We start from the raw sequence: 24,781 nt of genomic DNA, 5'->3' as shown, positions 1-24,781 counted from the left end.
AAGTGCCGCCACCCGCTATAATCGCCGCATTTTTCTATCTTCGTATATCACCTTCATATGATTAAGGTTTTCCATGTCTGAAAAACGCTATGACGTAAGCACCTTCCAGGGCCTGATTCTCGCCCTGCAAGACTATTGGGCGCGCCAGGGTTGCGTGATTTTGCAACCACTCGACCTTGAAGTCGGCGCCGGCACCTTCCACCCAGCCACCTTTCTGCGCGCCATTGGCCCGGAGACTTGGAACACCGCCTACGTCCAGCCTTGCCGTCGCCCTAAAGACGGCCGCTACGGCGAAAACCCCAACCGTTTGCAGCACTATTACCAATTCCAGGTAGCCCTAAAGCCATCACCTGACAATATTCAGGATCTGTATCTGGGTTCACTGCGCGAAATGGGGATAGACACCAACGTGCACGATATTCGCTTCGTGGAAGACAACTGGGAATCGCCAACGCTCGGTGCTTGGGGTTTGGGCTGGGAAGTCTGGCTGAACGGTATGGAAGTCACCCAATTTACCTATTTCCAGCAAGTGGGCGGTTTGGAGTGCTACCCCGTAACGGGCGAGATTACCTACGGTATAGAGCGTATCGCCATGTACCTGCAGGGCGTGGATTCGATTTTCGACCTGGTCTGGACTGTTAACCCCAACGGCGACAAAGTCACCTACGGCGATGTGTTCCACCAAAACGAAGTGGAAATGTCCACCTACAACTTTGAAGAAGCCGATACAGAATTTTTGTTCAACGCATTCGACTTCTACGAAAAAGAATCCCAGCGTTTGATGGCAAAAAATTTGCCGCTGCCAGCTTATGAATTAGTAATGAAAGCGTCCCACGCCTTCAACTTGCTGGATGCGCGCCACGCGATTTCTGTGACCGAGCGCCAGCGTTTTATTTTGCGTGTACGCACATTGTCACGCGCCGTTGCCCAAGCCTACTACGATAGCCGCAAAGCCCTCGGCTTCCCACTTGCACCCGAAGCGCTGCGCGCAGAGCTGCTTGCTGCAAGCTCTGCTGAGGAGAGTAAATAATGTCTGCTGATTTTCTCGTTGAATTGGGCACAGAAGAACTGCCCCCCAAAGCTTTAAAAAATTTAATGACTTCGTTTGTAGAAACCATCGAAGCCAATTTAAAAGCAGAAGAATTATCCTTCACTGCAATTAAACCTTTCGCTGCGCCACGTCGTTTGGCTGTGTTGGTGGAAAATCTTGCAAGTGAAACACCATCCAAATCAATAACCGTGTGGGGTCCGCCAGCGGCAATTGCGTTTGATAAAGATGGCCAACCAACAAAAGCCGCTCTCGCCTTTGCGGAAAAAAACGGTATCGCTGCTTCTGAATTAAAAGCAGAAAGCGATGGTAAAGCCGAAAAATTAGTTGCGCGTATTAACACTCAGGGCAAAAAAACTGTTGAGTTGCTCGAAGGCGTAGTGAGCGATGCGCTCGCCAAACTGCCGATTGCCAAACGCATGAAGTGGGGCTCAAAACGCGAAGAGTTTGTGCGCCCAGTGCATTGGTTAGTCATGTTGTTCGGCAGCGATGTGGTTAACGCGAATGTACTCGGCCTGCAAGCTGGCCGCACCAGCCGTGGTCACCGCTTCCATTACAACAATACTATCGATCTGGCCAAAGCCAGCGACTACGCCAGCGTATTGAAAAACACGGGCTATGTAGTTGCCGATTTCGCCGAGCGCAGCGCGTCTATTAAAGAACAAGTGGAAGCGGAAGCGAAAAAAGTGGGCGGCGTTGCCGTTATTGATCCCTCATTGCTAGACGAAGTAACCGCATTGGTTGAGTGGCCAGTTGCACTTACCGGTAAATTCGAAGAGCGCTTCCTTGCGGTTCCTGCAGAAGCCTTAATTGCTTCTATGAAAGAACACCAAAAATATTTCCACGTTGTGGATGCCGGCGGCAAGTTGAAAAATAATTTCATCACCGTTGCCAACCTCAACAGTAAAGACGCTTCGCAAATTATCGCCGGTAACGAGCGCGTGATTCGTCCACGCCTTTCTGATGCAGCTTTCTTCTTTGAAACCGACAAGAAAACCACACTTGCATCTTTGCGCGAGCGTTTGAAAACTATCGTATTCCAAGCACAACTTGGCACCATTCACGATAAAACCGAACGCGTTGCGAAGCTCGCTGGTCATATTGCTAAATTGCTGAATACCGATGAAGCATCTGCTGTGCGCGCTGCGCAACTTTGCAAATCTGATCTCGTCACCAACATGGTGGGCGAGTTTGATGATATGCAAGGCATTGCCGGTTACTACTACGCGCTCAACGATGGCGAAAATGCTGAAGTCGCTGCGGCCATGAACGAGCAATATATGCCGCGCTTTGCGGGCGACCAATTGCCCGCAACTATCACCGGCACCATTATCGCCTTGGCAGATCGTCTAGATACAATCAGTGGTATTTTCGGTATTGGCCAACAACCAACAGGCTCTAAAGATCCATTCGCTCTGCGTCGCGCCAGCATTGCAGTATTGCGTTTGCTGGTTGAAAAAAATCTCGCATTAGATTTGCGTGAGCTGCTCACTTTCGCTAAAGCACAGCACACCAATTTAACGGTTGGCGATGAACTGGTAGAGCAAGTGCTCAGCTATATGCTCGACCGTTTCCGCGCCATGTTTGAAGACGCGCAAATTCCGGCGGAAGTTTTCCAATCGGTAAACGCAAAACAATTGTCGCAACCGCTCGATATTAATCAGCGCGTGCTCGCTGTTAACGAATTCAGCAAATTGCCACAAGCACAAGCATTGGCTGCAGCTAACAAACGCGTATCTAATATTCTTAGCAAACAAAATGCGACAGACTCAGGTGTTGTTCACAACGATTTGTTGGTTGATGATGCGGAGAAAAATCTAGCGCGCGCCATCAGCGGCAAAGCAGAATTGGTAACGCCCTTGTTTGCCAAACGCGAATACACCAAAGCACTTGCAGCGCTTGCCGATTTGCAACCTGTTGTGGATGCATTCTTCGACAACGTGATGGTGATGTGCGACGACCAAAAACTGCAGCAAAACCGTATCGCGTTATTGCAACAGTTGCGCGCATTGTTTTTGGAAGTTGCGGATATTTCTTTTTTGGTTCCGGCGAAAAATTAATTAGACACCCCCCCCAACCTCCCCCTTGAGAAGGGGGAGGGGCTTACTGAGCCTTGTAGCTAATTTTTTGCGTTACTTAGTTTGTATACGCCTCGGTTTTCGCAAATTACGCAACGTGTTTAGTAGGGAGTCGGCTCCTTCCTCTTTTCAAGGGGAAGGTTGGGACGGGGTTTAAATCTTCGAGTAATCTATGAAACTCATCATCCTCGACCGCGACGGTGTTATTAATCATGACCGCGACGATTTTGTAAAATCGGCGGACGAATTCGTGCCCATTGATGGCAGTATTGATGCCATAGCGCGGTTACACAAAGCAGGCTTCACTGTTGTGGTGGCAACCAACCAATCAGGTTTGGCGCGCGGCAAGTTCGATTTGGATGACCTTGAAGCCATGCATGAAAAACTCACGCAGTTGGTTGAGGAGCAGGGCGCGGAATTATCAGCCATTTTTTATTGTCCGCATTCACCCGAAGACAATTGCAAATGCCGCAAACCACTTCCCGGAATGATTGATGCCATTGAAGCCGAATTTAATATTTCGGCAGAAGGTTTCTATTTTGTCGGTGATAGCTTGCGCGATATGCAAGCGGCAGCGACCAAAGGTTGCAAACCCATTTTGGTTAAAACCGGCAACGGCGAAAAAACGCTGACACAATTAGCGGACGCAAGTTTACAAACAGATGCTCCCATTCTTTCATTGGAACACGTTAAAGTGGTTGATAATTTAGCGGCAGCCGCTGATGTTGTTCTCGCAAATGATGTGGAAAATTAAATTGAAAAACATTGTGCTTTATCTTCGCAGTTTTCTATTTATTCTTGGCCACGGGCTCACCGGAGCTATTGCCGGTTTAATCGCTGTAATTATTCGCCCCTTACTTCCTTATTCATGGCGCTGGCGCATTGTTACATCATGGAACCGCTTTGTGATGGTGTGGATTTATATTTGCTGCGGCGTGAAATTTAAGGTGATCGGCAAACGTCATTTTGATCGCTACCCCTGCGTGGTAATGGCTAAACACCAAAGCACGTGGGAAACCATGTTTCTGCAATATTATTTTGGCCCCGTGAGCACCATCCTCAAAAAAGAACTATTGCGAATCCCCTTTTTTGGTTGGGGTTTGGCGAGTTTGCGCCCGATTGCAATTGATCGCAGCAATCCGATTCAAGCCTTAAAAGATGTAAAAACCAAAGGCATTGAGCGCTTGAAAGAAGGCAACAATTTATTAATCTTCCCGGAAGGAACTCGCACGCCGCTCGGGCAAGTTGGTAATTACGCACGCAGCGGCGCAGACATTGCCGTGAGCGCAGGTGTTCCCATTATTGCGGTTGCACACAACGCTGCCGAGTGTTGGCCGCATAAACATTTTTTAAAATATCCAGGCACCATTACCGTTGTGCTGAGCGAACCGATAGAAACCGAAGGCAAAGATCGCAAACAACTCACGGAAGAAGTAAAAGAATGGATTGAAGGCGAAATTCAAAAAATGCCTCCTGCACGCAAAGATGGTTTGCGCCTTGAAATAACTGGTCCAGCAGAAGATTCTAAGGCCGAATAATTTTTCGGCTAAATGTGTGGATTAAATCCATGCATATCTATACGCATGCGCACGACAAATAAAATAATTTTTTGGAAATGTCTGCAGAGCAGATTTGATGCTGTTTTTTAACAGTGAAGGGAAAACGTCGTGATGGGTGCCTGCAATTTGTTATCCATTATTGTTTGCAAACACCACCACGATTGTTATTAATTATTGTTGTTGCCACTGGTTTGTACTCAGTTGGTGAACGCACTTTAACGACCCAATTTTCATTTTTCCAGCATTAATTTTAAGATGTGTATTTAGGAAACATCTTTTTTGTTATAAGCAAATTTTGAGTATTTTTGGTGTAACCTTCCCCAATAAAAGAGCCGCAACTCAATTGTCAACGCGGTTTATAAGGAGTTTACCGTGCTCAATAGCATCACTACTTTCTTTATTGCGCTCATCGCTTTGCTGCATGTCTATATTCTCGTATTGGAAATGTTCCTGTGGGATAAACCCGCGGGCCGAAAGGCCTTTGGGCATTCGTTGGAAAAAGCCAAGGAATCAAAAGTATTGGCAGCTAACCAAGGGTTGTATAACGGGTTTCTGGCAGCAGGATTGTTTTGGGGTTTGTATCTGGGCGATGCCGGGTTTGAAATCAAAGTCTTTTTTCTCAGCTGCATTTTAGTGGCTGGGATTTACGGAGGTATCACTGCCAGACGGAAAATCTTGTACATTCAGGCAGGCCCGGCGCTCACAGCCCTACTTTTGCTAGTGTTGAATGGTTAGCTCCCTGTAGATCTCTGTTGCTAGCAGCAATGCTCCAATTTAAAAAGTCACGTTATAACCTTAACCTGGGTTTCGAGATAACACAGAAGAGCTCGAATAAAATAAATTACCCCCGCCATTTCAAGAGTTTCCTCAATTGTAAAGCATAGTACGTAACCAAGGTTTTCAGGCCCGTGGATTTCATCGTACCAACCACCCACCATTTCCATACCGATAGCACCACCAAGGTAAAGGAGCGCACTAACCATAAATGCATTTCGCGTTGATTTATCGAGACGTTTTAGAAAACCTACAAAGCAAAGCCCTACCACCATAACTATGAACAATGCAGGAATAATCCAGGCAAAGTACAAAACGCCAAAATGCTGATCGCGCCCTAGCAAATCGCGAATCGGTTGCACCAAGCGCTCATGAAGAGACACAGCCTCGTCGACAGCCATAAATCCGAAACCAACTGTCAATACCAACCAATAGAGCGCTTGATTGCTTTTACGCATCAACCTGTAGGTCAGACCCAGAATATATGCAGCCAAACTTAACAGGAAAGCCGAAAAGAAACTGGGAATATTGTGCTCACCATTAAGGTTGAGAAGCGGTACCAAACCGAATAATCGGCCATGTCCACCAATAAATTTTATAAGTTGAAGTGAAGTGCCGAGAATAACTAAAACAATCGTAATCTTGGTGAGGATAAGCGGTAGATGCCTAAGGGATGCATGTGCCGTGATAAAAGTGAGTTGTCCCATAACATATCCTTCGAAGGGTGAAAGCTAAAACGCATTTTGAACCTCTGTCGTCTAAATGTCATTTATCAAGTCCGCATGGGAACTCGCAAGGTGTAAAGAGGTAACACCGCAACCTAGAGATGCCGCCCATAACCCGCTAGAATAGGCCCATCTACCATCCCTAATTCCCTCCTGAGAAGTGATTGCGCTATGACATCGCCAAAAAGACCAACCGTGCTCCTCATTCTCGATGGCTTCGGCCACTCGGAAAAAACCAAATACAATGCCATTGCAGCCGCCCATAAACCCGTGTTCGACAAACTTTGGGCGAACAATCCCAAGAGCCTGATCGACACCTCTGGCATGGCTGTTGGCTTGCCCGAAGGCCAAATGGGTAACAGTGAAGTAGGCCATATGACCCTCGGCGCTGGCCGCGTGGTCTACCAAAGTTTCACGCGCATCAACAAAGCCATCAGCGACGGTGATTTTTTCACTAACCCGGTTTACGTTGAGGCGATTGATAGCGCCGTTAAAAGTGGCAAAGCCGTTCATATCCTCGGCCTTTTATCTGAAGGCGGTGTTCACAGCCACCAGGACCACATTTACGCCATGATGAAAATGGCCGTACAACGTGGTGCCAAAGAAGTTTACCTACACGCGTTTTTGGATGGCCGCGATTGCCCACCTCGCAGCGCTGAGTCATCGCTTCAAAAAGCGCAGGATCTTTTCAAAGAATTAGGTACCGGCCGCGTTGCCTCTATTGTTGGCCGCTACTTTGCGCTCGACCGCGACAACCGTTGGGATCGCGTTAAACAAGCTTACGACGTGATGGTAACTGGCGATGCAGAATTCGACGCACTCACTGCAGTTGACGGGTTGAAAGCGGCGTACGAGCGCGGTGAAAATGACGAGTTCGTAAAAGCCACCGTGATTTGCGGTGAAGAGGAAGAAGTTGCAACGATCAATGACGGCGACTCCGTGATTTTTATGAACTTCCGCCCCGATCGCGCACGTGAAATTACACACGCATTAATCGACGAGAATTTCACAGGTTTTGAGCGCGAATTGCATCCAGAAATTGCGCACTTCGTGCAAACCACCGAATACGCTTCCAGCATCAAAGCGCCTATCGCCTTCCCGCCCGAAGATTTAACCAATTCATTTGGTGAATACATTTCTAAATTGGGCAAAACCCAATTGCGCATTGCTGAAACTGAAAAATATGCGCACGTAACTTTCTTCTTTAACAGCGGTAACGAAGTGGTTTACGAAGGCGAAGATCGCATTTTGGTTCCATCGCCACAAGTTGCCACTTACGATTTGCAACCTGAAATGAACGCGCCGATTGTGACTGACAAATTGGTTGAAGCGATTGAGTCTGGCAAATACGACGCCATCATTTGCAACTACGCAAACTGCGACATGGTCGGTCACTCCGGCATTATGGAAGCCGCAACCAAAGCCGTAGAAGCCATCGACATTTGCTTGGGTCGCGTGTTAGCCGCTGTAGAAAAAATGGGTGGCGAAGCGCTTATTACCGCCGACCACGGCAACGTAGAAGAAATGTTTGACGAAGAAACTGGTCAACCTAATACACAACACTCTACTTTGCCCGTGCCCTTTATTTTCTGCAGCTCACGCAAAGGCACTATTTCTCCCGGCGGCTCTTTGGCGGATGTGGCGCCAACCATGCTGGCCTTAATGGGTTTACCACAGCCAGAAGAAATGACCGGAAGAAATTTAATTACTCTCGGATAACAATTGGCGAAGCCTTTTCGCCGCTTGTTTATTTCACTTGATTCTTGTTTACATGTCATCGTCACCCACTTGGGTGACGACTTCCAATAAATAACATGATTTAAACAAATTCTATGAAGAAACTTTTTTGCTCAGGTTTAATTTCCGTCTTGCTGGCTATATCGCCCTGTGCGATGAGCGACGAAAAAGCTGATATGGAAAAACTACAAAAGGATATCAACGAGCTGCAAAAAGAATTGAAAAAAGTGCAGGGCGCCCGCTCCACCGTGCAGCAAGAGCTGCAAAAAAATGAAACGGAAATGAGCGACTTGCAAAAAAAGGTTGAAAAAATCCAGCAGGAAATAAACAGCCAAAATAAGCAGATCGACGATTTGAATAAAGAGCGCAGCGATTTGGAAAAAGCGCGAGCAAAGCAACAAGCCCAAGCCGCTGAGCAGATTCGCGCTGCTTATCAGCTTGGGCAACAACCACAGTTTAAAGTCTTTCTGAATCAAGAATCACCCGAACGCATTTCGCGCATGATGAAATACCACAGCTATTTTATGGCGGCGCATGCCGAGAAAATGAAAAAATATCTCGACACCATTGCGCAGCTGAACGAGCTGGAACCACAAATCGCGCAAAAGACAGCTGAGCTAAACACTATTAAAGAAGAACTCGGCAAGCAACAAGCAAGCCTGAAAGATGCACAAAGCCAGCGCAAAGAAACTCTCGCTAAAATAAATTCCACCATTTCCAGCAAAGACAAAGCTTTGCAAGACATGATGGAAGATCGCCGCCAACTACAAGCACTCTTGCAAAAAGTGGCGCGTGCAAGCACGAGTCTCGCCGCCGCACCCAGTTATGTTCCTTTACCTAACGCCGGTGAAAAATTTAGCAGCCGCAAAGGTCGTTTGCCTTGGCCGACACAAGGGCGCATTACCCATGGCTTTGGTAGCACGCAAGTTGAAGGTCAGCTGCAGTGGAACGGCGTCATGATCGGTGCAAGCGCCGGGCAACAAGTGCAAGCTGTTCACTATGGTCGCGTTGTGTTTGCTGATTATTTTCGCGGCCAAGGCTTACTCGTGATTATTGATCACGGTGAAGGTTATTTGAGTTTATATGCGCACAACCAAAATTTATTTAAAAAAGCAGGCGATGCGGTAAAGGCCGGCGAAACAATTTCGAGCGTTGGCAATACCGGCGGCCAAAATGAAGCTGGCTTGTATTTTGAAATTCGTTTTCAAGGCAAAGCCATCAACCCCGCTGATTGGTTAGCGCGCGCTTAAAGAGTAAAAAATAAAAAGGCGCAGCTGCCTTTTTCGGAGAAGTAAATGTTGTGCCTTTCCACCCTAAAATTTGGTAGTCATAAAAAACTCCAAGCAATCTTGGCGTTGTGCTTTATTGCGTTTATTAATGTCGCCAACGCAGTAGCGCCTGCCGATAAAATAGCGGACAAGACATCCGACAAGAAAAAGCCCAACTCACAATATGAAGGCTTGCTTCCCTTAGAAGAGTTGCGCACTTTTACGCGCGCTTACGACCACGTGCGCACCAGTTACGTGGAAGAAATTAGCGATTCCAAAATGTTGGAATACGCCATTAAAGGTTTGATTTCGGAACTCGATCCACACTCTGCCTATCTCGACAAAGAGGCCTACGCGGAATTGCAGGCAACCACGAGCGGCGAATTTGGCGGTGTTGGTTTGGAAGTAGGAATGGACGAAGGCGCGATCAAAGTTATTACACCGCTTGATGGATCACCCTCGCAAAAAGCCGGCATTAAACCGGGCGATATTGTGGTTCGCATTGACGATCAACCCATGAAGGGCAAAACACTCACTGACGCCACCCGTTTGATGCGCGGTCCCAAAGATACGCCCGTCAAACTTAGCTTGCAGCGCAAAGGTGTAGATGACCCAATTGAACTCACGGTGGTACGCGATTTAATCCACGTGCAGAGCGTGGTGGTAAAACCCGTCGCGGAAGATTATCTCTACGTGCGCATCGCCCAGTTTCAAACCAACACAGGCCGCGATTTTGCCGAACGCTTGCGTGACAACCTCAAGCTTCGCCCCAAAACCAAAGGCTTGGTGCTGGATTTACGCAACAACCCCGGCGGTGTGCTGCAAGCGTCTATCGAAGTGGCCGATGCATTCCTCGATAGCGGAACCGTGGTCTACACCCAAGGCCGCATGGAAAACAGCAATACTAGTTACGCCGCGACACCCGGCGATTTGACCAATGGCTTGCCCTTGGTGGTGCTTATTAACAGCGGCTCTGCATCCGCATCCGAAATTGTGGCGGGCGCGCTGCAAGACCATAAACGCGCCATCATCATGGGAACCCGCAGCTTTGGGAAAGGCTCGGTGCAAACGGTGATTCCCATCACCGAAGACCGCGCCATCAAGCTAACTACCGCCCTTTACTTCACCCCCAATGGGCGCTCCATTCAAGCGAAAGGAATTGACCCCGACGTTCGTCTGGAAAAAACCAGCGGCGTAGGCCAGAAGGCCCCTATGGCAGAAGCCGACTTGGCGGGTCATATCGGCAATAAAGACGGACAGGACATCGGTAGCAGCAACCGCGAACGCGATGCGGCTATTAACGATGACACCTTGAAAGACAACCAAGTCTTGGACGCAATCAATCTGCTCAAGGGCTTGCACATCCTCGGCCAACAACCAGCCGCGGTGACAGATGACGGCGACAAACGCGCACCCGCCATAGCGCCCAACATTGAGGTTCGGCCACCCGCGCAGGACAAATCGCGTTAATGCGTACTCGCCATTTCTGGCTGCTGTTTGTAATCGGCAGCTTCTGCGAGACTTTGCTTGCAGCCCCCGCCAGCGCTGAGGCACGTCTGGCTATCATCATTGACGATATCGGCTACAACAAAGTCCAGAGCGAGCGCGCCGCCAATCTCAACGGCCAATTTACTCTCGCCATCTTGCCCTTTACCCCCCACGGTCTTACCAGCGCAGGCATCGCTCATCGCAAAGGCAAAGAGTTGATGCTACACCTCCCCATGGCGACCATCACCAATATGCCAGTCGGGAAAGGTGGGCTGGTTAGTGGAATGACCAAAGAGGAGTTTGTTAAAACAGTTAGCCAGGATCTGGATAGCATGCAGCACATCCAAGGTGTCAATAACCATATGGGCAGTCGCCTTACCCAAGAGGCGGAACCCATGCGTTGGCTGATGGAAGTGCTGCAGCAACGCGGCCTTTATTTTGTGGACAGCCGGACTAGTGCCCAAACCAAAGCCTTGGATATTGCCCGCGAAGTCGGTGTGCCCAGCATTAAAAGGGATGTTTTTTTGGACGACATTAACGACACCAAAGCCATTCAATACCAACTCAACCGCGCCATTAACTTTGCCTTACAACGCGGCTCCGCCGTAGCCATCGGCCACCCATACCCTGCGACTTTGGGTGTTCTTGAACAGGCGGAATCGACGCTCTCCGCCCAAGGTGTGAAGTTAGTGTATTTATCGAACCTTTTGGAAAAGCAGGTCAAAGAAAAAAACCAACCAGTGGATGAAAGAGTACAGGTCGAAAAGGTAAGAACAAACGAACCAGCCTTTTGTCCCGCGCCTGCACCAGACTTTTTAACCCGGTTAAGCTCCAACGGCGATTTATACGACAGCGCTATGGGGACGAAGTCTACCTATTTTGGTTATTAAATAATCGCAACTTAATCTAATTAAGTATATTGAGACGATTTGTTTAATGTTTATAATCACTTCGGGTCGTCACATGAACCCACATGTAGGGAATGCAAGCTGAAAAAGCACTATTTAATTAACGAGGTTCAAGATGGCTACATTCAATCGTGCAGGTGAACAGGGCGACGTACCTACGCGCAGCGGTCGCTTTTTGCAAAAAGACAATTACTGGTACTACAGCACCCGTGAAGGTGTTGATATAGGCCCCTTTGATACCCGCGAAGATGCCGAAGTAGGCGTTGGTGAATTTATCGATTTTATTTGCGCATCTGAACCCAAGGTTCTGGATGTGTTGAAACAATACCGCGCTGCTTAATCCAGTTGCGAGTAGAAAACAAAAAGGGCGCCTAAAAGCGCCCTTTTTTATTGCCTAGACACTTTACCGGAGAAACTACAAACGAACCTCAATTCCCTGCGCCCGCATATACTCCTTCGCCTGCGGAACCGTGTATTCGCGGAAGTGAAAAATGCTAGCTGCCAAGACTGCATCTGCGCGGCCTTTAGTCACGCCATCGACCAAATGTTGGAGATTTCCCACACCGCCAGACGCAATCACAGGTACCGCAACCGCATCGCTAATTGCGCGAGTAACGCCTAAATCGTAACCCGCTTTGGTACCATCGCCATCCATACTGGTGAGCAAAATCTCTCCCGCACCGTATTCCGCCATACGAATCGCCCATTCAACGGCATTGATGCCCGTGGGCTTGCGACCCCCATGGGTGAATATCTCCCAACGCGGCTCTTCGCCCGGTTGGCTGACCTTTTTAGCATCAATCGCTACCACGATGCACTGCGCCCCGAACCGATCGGACGCGGCCTTCACAAACTCCGGATTAAACACAGCAGCCGAGTTAATTCCAACCTTGTCAGCACCCGCATTTAGCATGGTGCGAATATCTTCTACAGTGCGAATACCACCGCCAACCGTGAGAGGTATAAACACCTCGCTCGCGATTTTCTCCACCGTGTGTACCGTTGTATCGCGGCCTTCATGGGTGGCAGTGATATCGAGGAAGGTAATTTCGTCCGCGCCCTCCTGGTTGTAGCGCTTGGCAATTTCCACCGGATCGCCCGCATCGCGGATATCCAGAAACTGCACACCTTTCACCACGCGGCCATTGTCCACATCAAGGCAAGGGATAATTCGTTTTGCGAGGGTCATAGTCGTACCAAAAAAGAGTTAGCGTCGCCTTTAGTTGGCGTCACAATAGGCCTGAGCTTCTGCCATGGTGAGAGTGCCTTCGTAAATTGCGCGGCCCGTGATGGCACCGCAGATGCCTTTATGGGCTTCCGCTTTGAGCGCGCGGATATCATCCATGTTGGTGATGCCGCCAGAGGCAATAACCGGAATGCTGGAAGCCTGCGCCATGGCGACAGTCGCTTGGACATTTACGCCTTGCATCATGCCATCGCGAGCAATATCGGTGTAGACGATGCTGCTCACACCATCTTGTTCGAAACGTTTAGCTAATTCGGATGCTTGGATGTTCGAGACTTCCGCCCAACCATCGGTCGCCACCCAGCCGTCTTTTGCATCCAAACCAACAATGATGTGGCCGGGGAAGAGCTTGCACATGTCCGTTACGAACTGCGGCTCTTTCACCGCCTTGGTGCCAATAATCAAATACTGCACACCTGCCTTGAGGTAATACTCAATCGTCTCTGCACTACGAATGCCGCCACCGATCTGGATGGGTAGGTTTGGGTAAGCCTTAGCGATAGCCGTAACCACACCACCATTGACGGGTTTGCCCTCAAAAGCGCCGTTCAAGTCAACTAAATGAAGACGACGGCAGCCTTGATCAACCCATTGTTTCGCCATAGCGACGGGATCATCGGAAAACACCGTTGAATCGTCCATCAACCCTTGGCGCAAGCGCACACACTGGCCATCCTTTAAATCAATTGCGGGGATAATTAACATGCAAAAGTCTCGATAAAAACAAATTCATTGTGGCACCAGCTCTTCCCATGCGAGCCGCCCGAGCATTGGAGAAAAATTGGTGTAAAACAAACAGGAGGTTTGTTTTAGTGACGCCGCGACATGGATGTCGCGTCGGAACGACAGCAATTTTTCGAAACGCGCAGGAAGTAGCGGCGAACTGGGTGCCTTTTCTTTTGGTTACTTTTCGTTGGGCAAGCAACGAAAAGTGACTCGCCAGCAGGCGAAAAAAATCTAAAAAAATGGATCCCCGCTTCGCGAGGATGACGACTCCCTTCGAATAAGGGAACCGTAAGGATGGAAGCTAAGCCCTACCATCCCAACTCAAAAAATTCTTCAACAACTGCAAGCCCGCCGTATGGCTCTTCTCCGGGTGGAACTGCACCGCAAACAAGTTGCCGCGGGTCAATGCCGTGTGAAACTTCACCCCATACTCACAAGTTGCCGCGACCAAAGACTCGTCATCAACGCGTACGTAAAAACTGTGTACGAAGTAAAAACGGCTGTCTTGGGGAATATCAACCCACAGCGGATGGTCGTTGTGGTTCACCTGATTCCAGCCCATATGCGGGACTTTGAGCGGACAGCCACTCGCGTCTTTATGGTCGGTTCCAAAGAACTTTACTTGGCCGGGGAAAATCCCGATGCAATCCACACCGCCATTTTCTTCACTGTGATTCATCAAGGCTTGCATACCGACGCAAATCCCCAGCACCGGCTTGCCCGTGGCAACTTGCTCGCGTAGCAACTTATCAAATCCCAAGCGATTGATCTCTGCCATGCAATCGCGAATAGCGCCAACACCGGGGAAAATTACACGATCAGCCTCTGCCACGACCGCAGGGTCTGAGGTCACAACGACTTTCTGCTCGGGGGCAACATGCTCGAGGGCGCTCTTCACCGAGTGAAGATTGCCCATACCGTAATCGATAACGGCAACAGTTTGTTCAGTCATACTATTACTCTAAATTCGTCATTGGCGCAGCTCAGACGAGGCAAAAATGAATCGAAGAAGCGGAGTTTATTGCAATAAATGAGCATTTTTCGATTCATTTTTAACGAAGTATCAGCAAGCAAAATAGAATTACAAGCTACCTTTCGTTGAAGGCATTATGCCTTCCATACGTGGGTCTAATTCGAGCGCCATACGCAAAGCGCGACCAAAGGCTTTAAACACCGTTTCAATTTGGTGATGGGCGTTATGGCCGCGTAGGTTATCGATGTGCAAGGTCACACCGGCATGGTTGACGAAACCTTGGAAAAACTCCCAAAACAGCTCGGTATCAAACTGACCAATGCGCTTTTGGGTAAACGGAATCTGCATAATCAAGCCGGGGCGACCGGAAAAGTCGATCACCACGCGCGACAAGGCTTCATCCAACGGAACATAGGCGTGACCATAACGGCGAATGCCTTTTTTGTCGCCTACGGCCTTGGCGATGGCTTGGCCGATAGTGATGCCGATGTCTTCCACGGAATGGTGATCGTCTATGTGGGTATCGCCATCGCAGGTTACGTCCAGATCAATCATGCCGTGGCGGGCGATCTGATCCATCATGTGCTCCAAAAAAGGAACACCCGTGTTGAATACGCCTTTGCCAGCGCCATCCAGATTGAGGCTAACGCTGATTTTGGTTTCGAGGGTATTGCGCGCGACTGTGGCAATTCGATCTGACATGCAGGGCTCCAGCTAACCGGGACTTCCGGCGGCACTCTTGAGTAACTCGAGTTAATAAGAAAGCGCGAATTATATAGGTTTGCGGGGGCTAATGCCCAGCTCACTCACGTTACTCGTCGTTTTTGTGTAGAGCGCGAGCACCAAAGGACTGTGGATACCTCGATTGAGCGACTTTTATTCGCTGGATTATGCGACTTCGTTCAAATAGTCATTTTCCGGTTTTTATATAAAAACTTGATATTAATACTCACTTGCGATTGCTCAGTCATGGTTTATCGTTAAGCCAACGCCGTATAGCTAAACGACTACAAAAAGGTCGAGCGGGCTCAAGCACTATAACGATTACAGAAAGCAATGAACGACAAGCTCATTCACATCCGCCAATTGATCCATTCCGCAAAGCAGCTTGAGGGTGCATCAGCGCATCTTAGCCGCGTGCTGAGTGCGCGAGCTAACCAGCTGCACGATGCGATCAAATTGCCTACTCAAGAAGCTGAGCAGCTACTTGCTGAGTTTGCTGTACGTTACATCAGCCAAGTGCCAGAGTTTATTGAGGCGATTAGTGAGATTACCCAAGAGGCGGGCATTTACGACGGCATTCTGCCGTTGCTGAATATCGCCAGCGATTATTTCCTCACGCCACCGGAGATTATTGGCGAGCATGGCCAGCTTGAGGCACTGCTCTACGAAGCTTATCTGGCGCACCGACTGCTCGAAGAAGTGAATGACCGCTTCATTGGCTATTGCGGCATTCCGCTTGCGCCCATGGATATGACCCGCGCCAATGTAATTGCACACGAGTTAATTGGCGAACCCTTCGCAAACGAACTTGATCAAGCCGTGCTGTTCTCAGCGGAACTCTTATTGAACCAATACAGTTTTGCGGGCGAAAGTTTTCAACACTATATTGCGCTGCATAAATCACGCGGTTGGTCGCAGGAGCTCAAACGCTGGCCCTGCTTAACCGAAGATTTGGCGATAGTGCTTGATTTCAGCACTCCGCCAAAAGAAGAAGTTCGCCACTAAAATCCTTTCGGACATTAACTCACATCGAATCAGCTTTTATCGGCCGGCAAAATGGTAATGACTTGTACGTCTGCCACTTGGTCGTTATTGTGATTGACCCGCGTTTCTAACTCACTAGTGGCGATATTCAAACGCATCTCTTCTTGAAAGCCACAGTCCACACACTCTCTAAAATCTTTGCCATCCAAATTGTAAACAACAATCGTATCCATTTTGGAGCAGCGCGGACAAACCGCGCCGGCCATAAAACGGCGTTTAGTGGAGTAAGCCATTACACAGCATCCTCTGCGATAAACTCCGAATGAACTTCTATGCCAGAATGGCGCAGCAGTGCATCTATTTTAGGTTCGCGGCCACGGAATTTTACGAATAATTCCATAGGAGTTTTGCTTCCGCCTTGTTGCAAAATTTCTCGCAAGAAACTTTCGCCGGTAGATGAATTAAAAATACCTTCTTCCTCAAAGCGCGAAAAGGCATCTGCCGACAAAACTTCAGCCCATTTATAACTGTAATAACCCGCCGCGTAGCCGCCCGCAAAAATATGGCTAAAGCTATTTTCAAAACGATTAAACGCAGGTGGAAATACCACGGCGACTTCTTTGCGAACTTCGTGTAGAACTTCTTGCGCTGATTTCGGATGTTTTGGATCGTACTCGGCGTGCAAACGGAAATCGAATAACGCGAATTCCAATTGACGCAACATTTGTAAACCGGATTGGAAGTTTTTTGCGGCGAGCATTTTGTCTAACAAGCTTTGCGGTAGCGATTCACCGGTTTGATAGTGGCCGGAAATAAGTGGAATGGCCTCAGGCTCCCAGCACCAGTTCTCCATAAATTGGCTGGGCAATTCAACCGCATCCCAGGCTACGCCATTGATTCCGCTCACCGCTGCAACATCAATTTGCGTAAGCATATGGTGAATGCCGTGTCCAAATTCGTGAAATAGCGTTGTTACTTCATCGTGCGTTAACAACGACGGTGTGTCGCCTACCGGCGGGGTAAAGTTGCAGGTGAGAAACGCAACGGGCAGCTGTACACCTGCTGCTGTTTTGCGGCGCACACGTGCATCAGCCATCCAAGCGCCGCCGCGTTTGCCTTCGCGCGCGAATAAATCCAAATAGAAACTGGCGACATGCTCGCCCGATTTGAAAATTTGGTAAAAACGAACGTCCGGATGATAAGTATCAAATTCGGTTTGCTGTTTTACTTCAATACCAAACAAGCGCTTCACTACTTCAAACATCCCGCTGATAACTTTTTCGGCAGGAAAATAGGGGCGCAATTCTTCTTGGGAAATTGAATACTTTTCTACGCGCAATTTTTCGCTGTAGTAAGTCGTATCCCACGATTGCAAATCTGCGCAACCTAAACCTGCAGCAAATTCTGCGAGTTCTGCATAATCACGTACGGCATAAGGTTTAGATTTTTGCGCAAGCTCTTGCAAGAAATCTAAAACCTGCTGTGGATTTTGCGCCATCTTAGTAGTGAGTGATCGTTCAGCGTAATTCACAAAACCTAAGAGTTGAGCTAATTCGTGACGCAGCGCCAAGGTTTCAGCAATAATTGCGGTGTTATCAAACTCCGCTGTCGTTTCGATTTTGTGTTCAGCATTGGTTTTTTGGGATTCCGCAGACGCACGCGTCACGTAAGCTCGGTAAATTTCTTCACGCAGTTGGCGATTATCCGCATACATGATCACCGCATAATAAGACGGGAAATCCAAAGTGATCACATAGCCACTCAAGGATTTTTTCTGTGCTGCCTGCGCAGCTTGCGCGAGAGCAGATTCAGGCAAGCCCGCAAGTTCATCGGCAGATTCAAAATGTTTGAACCAAGCCTGGGTAGAATCTAAAACATGATTTGAAAATTGTGTTGATAATTCCGACAAACGCTGTTGGATTTCCGCATAACGTTTTTTGTGTTCCGCACTCAGCGCAACACCTCCTAAACGGAAATCACGCAAGGCGTTATCAACAGCCTGTTTTTGCGATTGGCTTAAGCGTTGGTATTCACTGCTATCCGCCAATGCTTGATAGGCTTTGTATAAATCTTCGTTTTGGCTCAACTCGGTGCCGTATTCAGTCAAGAGCGCGATACTCGCGTTATAGGCATTGCGCATGTCCTCGCTGTTGCGCACAGCATTTAAATGACTGACGGGTGACCAAGCTTGATCTAATTTATCGCCTTGCGCTTCTAAGGGTGCTACCAAGCTCGACCACGTTGGGGTCGACAAATTTTCTAACAATCTATTCAAAAATAAACGGCTCTCACGAATGATTTCGCTGACAGCGGGTTCAACATGAGCTGCTTCGATGGAGGAAAAAGGTGGCAACACGTGGGATTCGAGCAAAGGATTAGTCATGAACAGCTCCAGACGAGATAGCACAAATATTTTGGCGTATGATACTCGGTATAGTTAAAAAATGATCCAGCGAATTCGGAAAGAAACCCTATGAAACACAATCAAAATCCATTGAGTATTCGAAAATACCAAGGCCACACACCGCAGCTCGGCGACAGAGTTTATGTAGACCCGTCTGCCATTGTGATTGGCGATGTTCATGTTGGCGAAGATTCATCCATATGGCCCTACGCCATTATCCGCGGGGATATGCACCGTATACGTGTGGGCGCGCGTACCAGTATTCAAGATGGCTCTGTACTGCACATTACGCACGCCAGCGATTTTAATCCGGCTGGACATCCACTCATTATTGGGGACGACGTTACCGTCGGTCATTCTGTTAATCTACACGGCTGCACCATTGGCAATCGCGTACTCGTCGGCATAGGTTCAACGGTGCTTGATGGCGCTGTTGTAGAAGATGAAGTCGTAATCGGCGCAGGCACTTTAGTGCCACCGGGTAAACGCTTGGAAAGCGGATTTTTATACGTTGGCTCACCCTGCAAACAAGCCCGCCCTTTAAAAGATAGCGAGCGTGCGTTTTTTAAATATTCTGCAGGCAACTATGTGAAGCTAAAGGACATTCATATTGCAGAGCTTGAAGCACTGACTGATCAATCTTCAACGTAATTTCGTTGAAGAAATTCATCGTGGGCAGGTAAGTTTTTCACCATGGATTGAATAGCCTGCCTTGCCATCTTTAAGGTGTCGCTAATTTCCTGATAATCCATGTTGTCCACGCGCGGGCAATATTTATTCGGGCGAATGCCCATGCCTTCAAAAATAGATTGCCAACTGCTCGCGCGAAATAATTCATCGGTACCTTCGCGAACAATTCCATGCCCCTTGAAAAGCGCGATGCGCTCTTGCAACGATTCCGGCAACTCCATTGTTTTGCAAAAGCGCCAGAAATCTGTGTCTTCGCGCTGGGTTGTACAATAGTGCAGAACGATAAAGTCGCGCACCTCTTCAAAATCGGCTGCCATACGACGATTGTATTCTTTAATTAAACTGGGGTCGCAGTCGCGATCAGGGAAGAAACGTAAAAAGAAATCCATACCGCGCGCAATTAGATGTATAGATGTGGACTCCAAAGGCTCAACAAAACCTGAAGCCAAGCCCAAGGACAAACAATTTTTCTCCCACATCTTTTTGCGGTAACCCGTGGTAAACGAAATGATATGCGGGTCGTTAATGCGCGGGCCATCGAGATTTTTGAGCAAAGTGGATTTAGCTTCAGCATCCGTGCAAAACTGACTCGAATAAACGTAACCGTGCCCCGTACTGTTGCGCAGTGGAATTTTCCAGCTCCAGCCTGATTTACGCGCGGTTGCGGTGGTGTAGGGTGGGCGTTTTTCTTGCGCCTCCGTTTTTACGACGACCGCTCGATCACAGGGTAAATATTTTGACCAATCTTCAAAATCTACCTTTAAGGTCTGACCAATCAACAAGGCTTTGAACCCCGTACAATCGACAAAAAAATCACCGTGAATTTCTTGTCCATTTTTAAGAATTAATTTTTCGATATTGCCGTTTTCGTATTGGACAACCTGCTCAACAGTTCCTTCGGTGCGTTTGACACCACGCTCGTAGGCGTAATCGCGCAAATACTCCACCACAAGCTTTGCATCCAAGTGAACAGCATAGCTGGCACCACCAATGGGAGTATTTTGTAATTGTGTCGGCCAGAAAAACTTTTCTTGCTCTGCCATAACAGAACAGGGGGAGAAATCTTGCAGCGGCGACGCGTCGCCTTGCATGGTTGCTTTTAGCCAGCACTGGTAAAAATCGTGCGAACCTATGCGCTTGCCAATAACACCAAACGGGTGAAAATAGGATTCGTTTTTTTGTCGCCAATCAATAAATTTAATGCCGAGCTTAAAACAGGCTTGTGTATTTTGAATGAAAGACTGTTCATCAATACCGAGGTTTTGAATCAAGCGCACAACCGGTGGAATGGTTGATTCACCGATGCCGATAGTGCCTAGATCTTCTGACTCGACTAATTCGATTTCACATAAATCCGACTTCAAGTGATAAGACAACATGGATGCCGCAATCCAGCCGGAAGTGCCGCCGCCGACAATCACTATTTTTTTGATCGGATTTATATTGGTCATAGCAAAGCCAAATTTGTTGAGTAAATTCGCGCGAACTTTTACCAGGTTTGGTTTTCCACTAACAAACCTGGACCTGTAGTGTCTTGCGCCGTAATAAATTGCCAAGTGTTTGCCTGAATTGCACGACGCACCGCATCAATCGCTTTGTGCCGAGGAAAACTTGCTCGCCATGCCAATGATATTTTGCGCATGGGATTGTTTTGCAATGGTCGCGCTACCAACATTTGTGATGCGAGCATTGCGGAACTAGTTGCTGACGACGGCAAGATACTGATTCCCAAACCCAGTACGATCATATGCCGAAGCGTATCCAAACTGCTGCACTCAATCATGTTTTTTTCTGATGGATGGTAAACCGCTAGCATTTGCTCTCGCAGACATTGCCGTTCACTTAACACCAAAAAAGTTTGCTCAGTCAGGTCTGCCAAGGCGATACTTTTTTTGGCAGCAAGCGAATGATTGGGCGGCATAACCAATTGCAGCGGTTCGCTGTAAATTTCCTGAGTGACAACATCTGCCTCGGTGAATGGCTTTGAAATCAGAATCGCATCCAGTTCACCCGAACGTAATTTTTGTCGCAAATCGCTGTTGTAGCCTTCGTAGCAACGCAGCGATAACTGGCTGGCGATAATTTTGAGCGAGGGGATAAGTTGCGGCAGTAAATAAGGACCCAGCGTAAAAATAGCACCCAAGTTGAGCTCGCCGCTTAACTGATCTTTATCCGCCTCTGCCAAAGCGGTAATCGCATCCACCTCACTCACCACTCGTTGCGCCTGAGCAATAATTTTCTCACCCATTTCCGTCGCCCGAATACCGGACTTGCTACGCTCGAACAAAAGCACACCCAGCTCATCTTCGAATTTTCGCATCGCCATGCTTAGGGCAGATTGGGTGACATTACAGAGTTCGGCCGCGCGACCGAAATGTTGAGTCTGAGCGAGAGCAACGAGGTAACGGAGTTCTACAAGAGTCATGAGCGATAGGCACTGATTAATGAGCAGCCAGTCTACCGCCGAAAAGCTGATAGGTAAAATTTAAGAGCTTGTTGGTAAAGCGCATTCCAATTCAGCGGAAGTGTCGGAAAAATTTACAAAACCAACCATAACCCCACCATTTATGTGACGCACATCACGCTAAAATCAAGCGCCTCAGAAGGTTGGTACAAAGCATGCTTAGGCTTGGCAACATCGCTAAAAACCAAACACCCTAACCAGGAAAATGTCATGTCTCCTATTAAACAACTAACTTTAGCGTTAATCGCAAACATTGGCTTTGTTGCAAGTGTGATCGCTGCACCTATCAATATCACTCTTACCAGCCCCACCTCCAGAACAGGAGTCAGCGACTCTACTTATGCATTGGCATATAACTATACAGCAGGCGGTCTAAATATGACTTTGACCGGCTGGACTTATGGCCAGAAGAATAAAGTCGTCAACACTACGTGCAAGACTTGGTATCCCTATAAACCAAGGACAAATGCTAATTGTAAAGTCTGGAATACAAAAACTGTCACTACGCCTGATAACGCAGCCACTCAAACTTTAGTGGGTAATTTCGGATCGAACTACGGCTTGGGCGTCGAAAAAGCTAGCACCCCGAACCACGCAATGGATAACGAAGGCGGTTACTTTGACATGATGCTGCTGTCTTTCAGCACATTAGTAACGTTAAACACTATCGATCTCGGCTGGATTTCAAACGATAGCGACGTGTCTATCATGGCTTTCAACGGAACCCCGGCACAATCTTCTTTTGCTGGCAAAAGCTGGGAGAGCCTGTTAGGCAATGGCTGGATCTCGGCTGGTAATTATTATGATGTCGGAAACAGCCCAAAAAACGTTAACCCGTTGAACATCAGCTCTCAGTATTGGTTAATCGGTGCTTACAACCCCTTGTTAGATTCTGCTGCAAAAGATACCAAGACGGATTATTTTAAGCTTCAGAGCTTAAAGGTTAGCAAATATGTGAAGGTGCCAGAACCCAGCGCGCTCATGCTTTTGGCACTAGGCTTATTAAGTTTGGTGGTTGTGCGCCGCAAAAAGTTTTAATAGATTTAGATTTGCTGAAACATAAAAAGAGCCTCAATTGAGGCTCTTTTTTTACACGCTATTTTTAGTTCATTCGATCTGAGTCAATACCAAATTAACCTTAGGTTTTTGACTTGTCTTCACGATTTTGATTTATCTCGATTTTAAAAAAGCTAACCCCGGTTCTCACCGGGGTTAGCTTTTACGAGGGGGAATTTTTGACCGCAGATGTAGCTTTGTTACAACCTAAAACTGTTGAGCTCTTTTTGCAGCTCTGCGCTTTCCTGACTCAACTGACTACCGCTTTGGTTAACAATTTGCGCATTGTTAGACACTTTTTCTGACAACGCGTGGATCGCGGTAACGTTTTTGCTCACTTCGTTTGCTACAGAGCTTTGTTGATGCGATGCAGTAGCAATTTGGTGGTTCATGTCGTTAATCACGCTGATATTTGAACGAATCTTATCGAGCGCACCGCCAACTTTGGATGCGGTTTCGATAGTATCGCGTGCAGCAGCGGTACTAGTGTTCATTGCTTGGTGAGCTTCATCAGCTGCGCGTTGCAATTGAACGATGATCGATTCGATCTCTTCAGTAGATGAACGTGTTTTTTGTGCCAGTGAACGAACTTCATCCGCTACCACTGCGAAGCCACGGCCTTGTTCGCCTGCACGCGCAGCTTCAATCGCGGCGTTAAGTGCAAGCAAGTTGGTTTGTTCTGCGATGGTACGGATTACTTCCATTACAGAGCCGATGTTCACTGAGTTATTTTTCAACACTTGAATTTTTTGCGCAGTAGATTCGATTTGGTTGGTCAAACGGTTTACGTTTTCCAGCGAGCTGTTAACGATTTCGTTACCTTGCTCTGCCAGTACGCTGGTTGCGTTTGTACGTTCAGCGGTGTCGCCAGCGTGGCGTGCAATTTCGTTAGCAGATGCAGATAATTCTTCTACTGCAGTTGCAACCAATTCAATTTCACGCAACTGTTGAGATGTAGAAGTCACAGTGCTTTCAGTCGCGTGCGACATGGTAGAAACATTGTGGCGCACTTTTTCGTTTACGTTCACAACGTTGCGAATAATGTGGGCGATGTGCTCCATTACGCGGTTGAAGTTGTGAGCGAGTTCGGCAACCTCGTCGCGGCTTTCGGTAGAGAGTCTTCTGGTTAAATCGCCTCCACCATCAGCAATGCTGGACAGTGAGCGAGTTACTTCTGCTACTGGATTCAATACAAGTTTTTGCATCAATACGTAAACTGCTATCAAGCTTGCAACCAGAATACATAGAACCACAAGAATGTTATTCATAAATTGATTGTGAAGCGTTGATTGTAAATCTTGCTTAGAAAAGGTGATGTCGTAGCTGCCAATTTTGGCATTGTTGTAGCTGATTTCTACACCTTGAGACGTTACCTGGCCCTCGCTCTTATCGTTGTCTTGAGCCTTTGCAAGCACTTGTCCACGGTGGTCAACGACGGAGATTGACGTAACCATGTCGGTGTTAACAAGTGACTTGGCGATGGCTTGTACTTGATCGAAGTCATAAGCAAACACAGCTTCTTTGATCGATGAGTTGGTCAGCTCGATCATTGCTTCTTTATCGCTTTCAAAACTAGCGTTTAGCCTGCTTTTAGCATACTGGTCGCTAGCAACTGCAACCAGAATGGATATCGCGATCATGGTTACACTAAGAACCAACATAAGTTTAGTGAGAAGAGATTTTTGTACCATCGTGTCCCCCGACATGCTTTAACATTTTCTGGATTAGCTACAGGTTAACGGCCCATAACATCCAAGCTTTATAGCTGCCTGTGCTTTTAAATTATTAATTAATCTCAAAGTGTTACTCAGGTGCGTTTACTGAGTATAGATGCGGTTTTTTGATTGTGTGTCAAATCGCGTAAAGAATCTTAATTGCAGATAAAAAAGCAGAGGGGGGAGGTGGGGAAAACTGGCTGGAGACTCAAGCC

23 protein-coding genes are annotated in these 24,781 nt (G+C 47.8%); 13 read left to right on the top strand and 10 right to left on the bottom strand.

The genetic code is table 11. The features are described 5' to 3' along the window. The first annotated feature begins 73 nt into the window (after positions 1-73). From glyQ to U1F02_RS10625, 5 genes are all read left to right on the top strand, one after another. Complete coding sequence (glyQ, locus tag U1F02_RS10645) at positions 74-1,030, top strand: glycine--tRNA ligase subunit alpha (protein ID WP_409990373.1); 957 nt, start codon at positions 74-76, stop codon at positions 1,028-1,030. Beyond that, entirely contained in the window at positions 1,030-3,108 is a 2,079-nt protein-coding gene (gene glyS, locus U1F02_RS10640) for a glycine--tRNA ligase subunit beta (protein WP_409990372.1), read from the top strand. The genes glyQ and glyS overlap by 1 nt, the downstream gene beginning before the upstream one ends. 190 nt (positions 3,109-3,298) lie before the next feature. Next, positions 3,299-3,880 (top strand): D-glycero-beta-D-manno-heptose 1,7-bisphosphate 7-phosphatase, encoded by a 582-nt coding sequence (gene gmhB / locus U1F02_RS10635; protein ID WP_409990371.1) that lies wholly within the window; start codon positions 3,299-3,301, stop codon positions 3,878-3,880. After that, positions 3,849-4,664 carry a lysophospholipid acyltransferase family protein gene (locus tag U1F02_RS10630; RefSeq protein ID WP_409990370.1) on the top strand — a complete coding sequence of 272 codons (816 nt, stop codon included), beginning with the start codon at positions 3,849-3,851 and terminating at the stop codon, positions 4,662-4,664. The genes gmhB and U1F02_RS10630 overlap by 32 nt, the downstream gene beginning before the upstream one ends. 393 nt (positions 4,665-5,057) lie before the next feature. Then, positions 5,058-5,420, top strand: a complete 363-nt coding sequence (locus U1F02_RS10625) for a DUF1304 domain-containing protein (RefSeq protein ID WP_409990369.1) — start codon at positions 5,058-5,060, stop codon at positions 5,418-5,420. A 47-nt stretch (positions 5,421-5,467) separates the two neighbouring features. Here U1F02_RS10625 and U1F02_RS10620 read toward each other — a convergent pair whose 3' ends face one another. Further along, entirely contained in the window at positions 5,468-6,166 is a 699-nt protein-coding gene (locus tag U1F02_RS10620; protein ID WP_409990368.1) for a hypothetical protein, read from the bottom strand. 189 nt (positions 6,167-6,355) lie between these two features. Between U1F02_RS10620 and gpmI the strand changes: the two genes are divergently transcribed. From gpmI to U1F02_RS10595, 5 genes are all read left to right on the top strand, one after another. After that, positions 6,356-7,903 (top strand): 2,3-bisphosphoglycerate-independent phosphoglycerate mutase, encoded by a 1,548-nt coding sequence (gene gpmI, locus U1F02_RS10615; protein WP_409990367.1) that lies wholly within the window; start codon positions 6,356-6,358, stop codon positions 7,901-7,903. Between the two features lie 113 nt (positions 7,904-8,016). Then, the gene (locus U1F02_RS10610) at positions 8,017-9,171 is read left to right on the top strand and encodes a murein hydrolase activator EnvC family protein (RefSeq protein ID WP_409990366.1); all 1,155 of its coding nucleotides are present in this window, start codon (positions 8,017-8,019) and stop codon (positions 9,169-9,171) included. A 45-nt stretch (positions 9,172-9,216) separates the two neighbouring features. Further along, on the top strand, positions 9,217-10,659 hold the full coding sequence (locus U1F02_RS10605; RefSeq protein ID WP_409990365.1) for a S41 family peptidase: 1,443 nt from the start codon (positions 9,217-9,219) through the stop codon (positions 10,657-10,659). Continuing rightward, the gene (locus tag U1F02_RS10600; protein WP_409990364.1) at positions 10,659-11,567 is read left to right on the top strand and encodes a divergent polysaccharide deacetylase family protein; all 909 of its coding nucleotides are present in this window, start codon (positions 10,659-10,661) and stop codon (positions 11,565-11,567) included. The genes U1F02_RS10605 and U1F02_RS10600 overlap by 1 nt, the downstream gene beginning before the upstream one ends. Positions 11,568-11,700: 133 nt before the next feature. Then, a complete protein-coding gene (locus U1F02_RS10595; RefSeq protein WP_409990363.1) occupies positions 11,701-11,925 on the top strand; it encodes a DUF6316 family protein in 225 nt (74 codons plus the stop codon). A gap of 75 nt (positions 11,926-12,000) precedes the next feature. Here the strand turns inward: U1F02_RS10595 and hisF are convergent, their stop codons facing one another. The 4 genes from hisF to hisB form a co-directional block, all read right to left on the bottom strand. After that, a complete protein-coding gene (hisF, locus tag U1F02_RS10590) occupies positions 12,001-12,774 on the bottom strand; it encodes an imidazole glycerol phosphate synthase subunit HisF (protein ID WP_409990362.1) in 774 nt (257 codons plus the stop codon). Positions 12,775-12,804: 30 nt separating this feature from the next. Continuing rightward, positions 12,805-13,536 (bottom strand): 1-(5-phosphoribosyl)-5-[(5-phosphoribosylamino)methylideneamino]imidazole-4-carboxamide isomerase, encoded by a 732-nt coding sequence (gene hisA / locus U1F02_RS10585; RefSeq protein ID WP_409990361.1) that lies wholly within the window; start codon positions 13,534-13,536, stop codon positions 12,805-12,807. Positions 13,537-13,858: 322 nt separating this feature from the next. Beyond that, positions 13,859-14,509 (bottom strand): imidazole glycerol phosphate synthase subunit HisH, encoded by a 651-nt coding sequence (gene hisH, locus U1F02_RS10580; protein WP_409990360.1) that lies wholly within the window; start codon positions 14,507-14,509, stop codon positions 13,859-13,861. 129 nt (positions 14,510-14,638) lie between these two features. Further along, positions 14,639-15,232, bottom strand: a complete 594-nt coding sequence (hisB, locus tag U1F02_RS10575) for an imidazoleglycerol-phosphate dehydratase HisB (protein WP_409990359.1) — start codon at positions 15,230-15,232, stop codon at positions 14,639-14,641. A gap of 354 nt (positions 15,233-15,586) precedes the next feature. Here hisB and U1F02_RS10570 point away from each other — a divergent pair, with 354 nt between their 5' ends. Further along, positions 15,587-16,258, top strand: a complete 672-nt coding sequence (locus U1F02_RS10570) for a hypothetical protein (protein ID WP_409990358.1) — start codon at positions 15,587-15,589, stop codon at positions 16,256-16,258. A gap of 29 nt (positions 16,259-16,287) precedes the next feature. On the opposite strand, the gene U1F02_RS10565 is transcribed toward U1F02_RS10570, so the two are convergent. After that, positions 16,288-16,530, bottom strand: a complete 243-nt coding sequence (locus tag U1F02_RS10565; protein WP_409990357.1) for a YheV family putative zinc ribbon protein — start codon at positions 16,528-16,530, stop codon at positions 16,288-16,290. After that, positions 16,530-18,620 (bottom strand): oligopeptidase A, encoded by a 2,091-nt coding sequence (gene prlC, locus U1F02_RS10560; protein WP_409990356.1) that lies wholly within the window; start codon positions 18,618-18,620, stop codon positions 16,530-16,532. The genes U1F02_RS10565 and prlC overlap by 1 nt, the downstream gene beginning before the upstream one ends. A gap of 111 nt (positions 18,621-18,731) precedes the next feature. Between prlC and U1F02_RS10555 the strand changes: the two genes are divergently transcribed. After that, positions 18,732-19,292, top strand: coding sequence for a gamma carbonic anhydrase family protein (locus U1F02_RS10555; RefSeq protein WP_409990566.1), 561 nt, complete (start codon positions 18,732-18,734; stop codon positions 19,290-19,292). On the opposite strand, the gene U1F02_RS10550 is transcribed toward U1F02_RS10555, so the two are convergent. Further along, positions 19,277-20,782 carry a tryptophan halogenase family protein gene (locus U1F02_RS10550; RefSeq protein ID WP_409990355.1) on the bottom strand — a complete coding sequence of 502 codons (1,506 nt, stop codon included), beginning with the start codon at positions 20,780-20,782 and terminating at the stop codon, positions 19,277-19,279. The two genes, U1F02_RS10555 and U1F02_RS10550, sit on opposite strands and share 16 nt — an antisense overlap. Before the next feature lie 38 nt (positions 20,783-20,820). Further along, positions 20,821-21,756, bottom strand: coding sequence for a hydrogen peroxide-inducible genes activator (locus tag U1F02_RS10545; protein WP_409990354.1), 936 nt, complete (start codon positions 21,754-21,756; stop codon positions 20,821-20,823). A gap of 249 nt (positions 21,757-22,005) precedes the next feature. Here U1F02_RS10545 and xdp1 point away from each other — a divergent pair, with 249 nt between their 5' ends. Beyond that, on the top strand, positions 22,006-22,833 hold the full coding sequence (gene xdp1 / locus U1F02_RS10540; RefSeq protein ID WP_409990353.1) for an exosortase-dependent surface protein XDP1: 828 nt from the start codon (positions 22,006-22,008) through the stop codon (positions 22,831-22,833). Between the two features lie 218 nt (positions 22,834-23,051). Here xdp1 and U1F02_RS10535 read toward each other — a convergent pair whose 3' ends face one another. Continuing rightward, positions 23,052-24,491 carry a methyl-accepting chemotaxis protein gene (locus U1F02_RS10535; RefSeq protein ID WP_409990352.1) on the bottom strand — a complete coding sequence of 480 codons (1,440 nt, stop codon included), beginning with the start codon at positions 24,489-24,491 and terminating at the stop codon, positions 23,052-23,054. Positions 24,492-24,781: the final 290 nt, after the last annotated feature.

Origin of the sequence: Cellvibrio sp. (assembly GCF_046347455.1) — a bacterium.
Taxonomy (GTDB): Bacteria; Pseudomonadota; Gammaproteobacteria; order Pseudomonadales; family Cellvibrionaceae; genus Cellvibrio.
The sequence above is the reverse complement of the archived record's forward strand: the minus strand, read 5'-3'. Positions and strand labels throughout refer to the sequence as shown.

Bases quoted from the DNA above. Each gene is read 5' to 3' on its own strand.
- U1F02_RS10610 (WP_409990366.1), top strand. From the start codon at position 8,017: ATGAAGAAACTTTTTTGCTCAGGTTTAATTTCCGTCTTGCTGGCTATA.
- U1F02_RS10570 (WP_409990358.1), top strand. From the start codon at position 15,587: ATGAACGACAAGCTCATTCACATCCGCCAATTGATCCATTCCGCAAAG.
- hisB (WP_409990359.1), bottom strand. From the start codon at position 15,232: ATGTCAGATCGAATTGCCACAGTCGCGCGCAATACCCTCGAAACCAAA.
- U1F02_RS10620 (WP_409990368.1), bottom strand. From the start codon at position 6,166: ATGGGACAACTCACTTTTATCACGGCACATGCATCCCTTAGGCATCTA.
- U1F02_RS10565 (WP_409990357.1), bottom strand. From the start codon at position 16,530: ATGGCTTACTCCACTAAACGCCGTTTTATGGCCGGCGCGGTTTGTCCG.
- gmhB (WP_409990371.1), top strand. From the start codon at position 3,299: ATGAAACTCATCATCCTCGACCGCGACGGTGTTATTAATCATGACCGC.
- U1F02_RS10595 (WP_409990363.1), top strand. From the start codon at position 11,701: ATGGCTACATTCAATCGTGCAGGTGAACAGGGCGACGTACCTACGCGC.
- U1F02_RS10600 (WP_409990364.1), top strand. From the start codon at position 10,659: ATGCGTACTCGCCATTTCTGGCTGCTGTTTGTAATCGGCAGCTTCTGC.
- prlC (WP_409990356.1), bottom strand. From the start codon at position 18,620: ATGACTAATCCTTTGCTCGAATCCCACGTGTTGCCACCTTTTTCCTCC.
- hisA (WP_409990361.1), bottom strand. From the start codon at position 13,536: ATGTTAATTATCCCCGCAATTGATTTAAAGGATGGCCAGTGTGTGCGC.
- U1F02_RS10545 (WP_409990354.1), bottom strand. From the start codon at position 21,756: ATGACTCTTGTAGAACTCCGTTACCTCGTTGCTCTCGCTCAGACTCAA.
- glyQ (WP_409990373.1), top strand. From the start codon at position 74: ATGTCTGAAAAACGCTATGACGTAAGCACCTTCCAGGGCCTGATTCTC.
- U1F02_RS10630 (WP_409990370.1), top strand. From the start codon at position 3,849: ATGTTGTTCTCGCAAATGATGTGGAAAATTAAATTGAAAAACATTGTG.
- gpmI (WP_409990367.1), top strand. From the start codon at position 6,356: ATGACATCGCCAAAAAGACCAACCGTGCTCCTCATTCTCGATGGCTTC.
- U1F02_RS10550 (WP_409990355.1), bottom strand. From the start codon at position 20,782: ATGACCAATATAAATCCGATCAAAAAAATAGTGATTGTCGGCGGCGGC.
- U1F02_RS10605 (WP_409990365.1), top strand. From the start codon at position 9,217: ATGTTGTGCCTTTCCACCCTAAAATTTGGTAGTCATAAAAAACTCCAA.
- hisF (WP_409990362.1), bottom strand. From the start codon at position 12,774: ATGACCCTCGCAAAACGAATTATCCCTTGCCTTGATGTGGACAATGGC.
- U1F02_RS10535 (WP_409990352.1), bottom strand. From the start codon at position 24,491: ATGATCGCGATATCCATTCTGGTTGCAGTTGCTAGCGACCAGTATGCT.
- glyS (WP_409990372.1), top strand. From the start codon at position 1,030: ATGTCTGCTGATTTTCTCGTTGAATTGGGCACAGAAGAACTGCCCCCC.
- xdp1 (WP_409990353.1), top strand. From the start codon at position 22,006: ATGTCTCCTATTAAACAACTAACTTTAGCGTTAATCGCAAACATTGGC.
- hisH (WP_409990360.1), bottom strand. From the start codon at position 14,509: ATGACTGAACAAACTGTTGCCGTTATCGATTACGGTATGGGCAATCTT.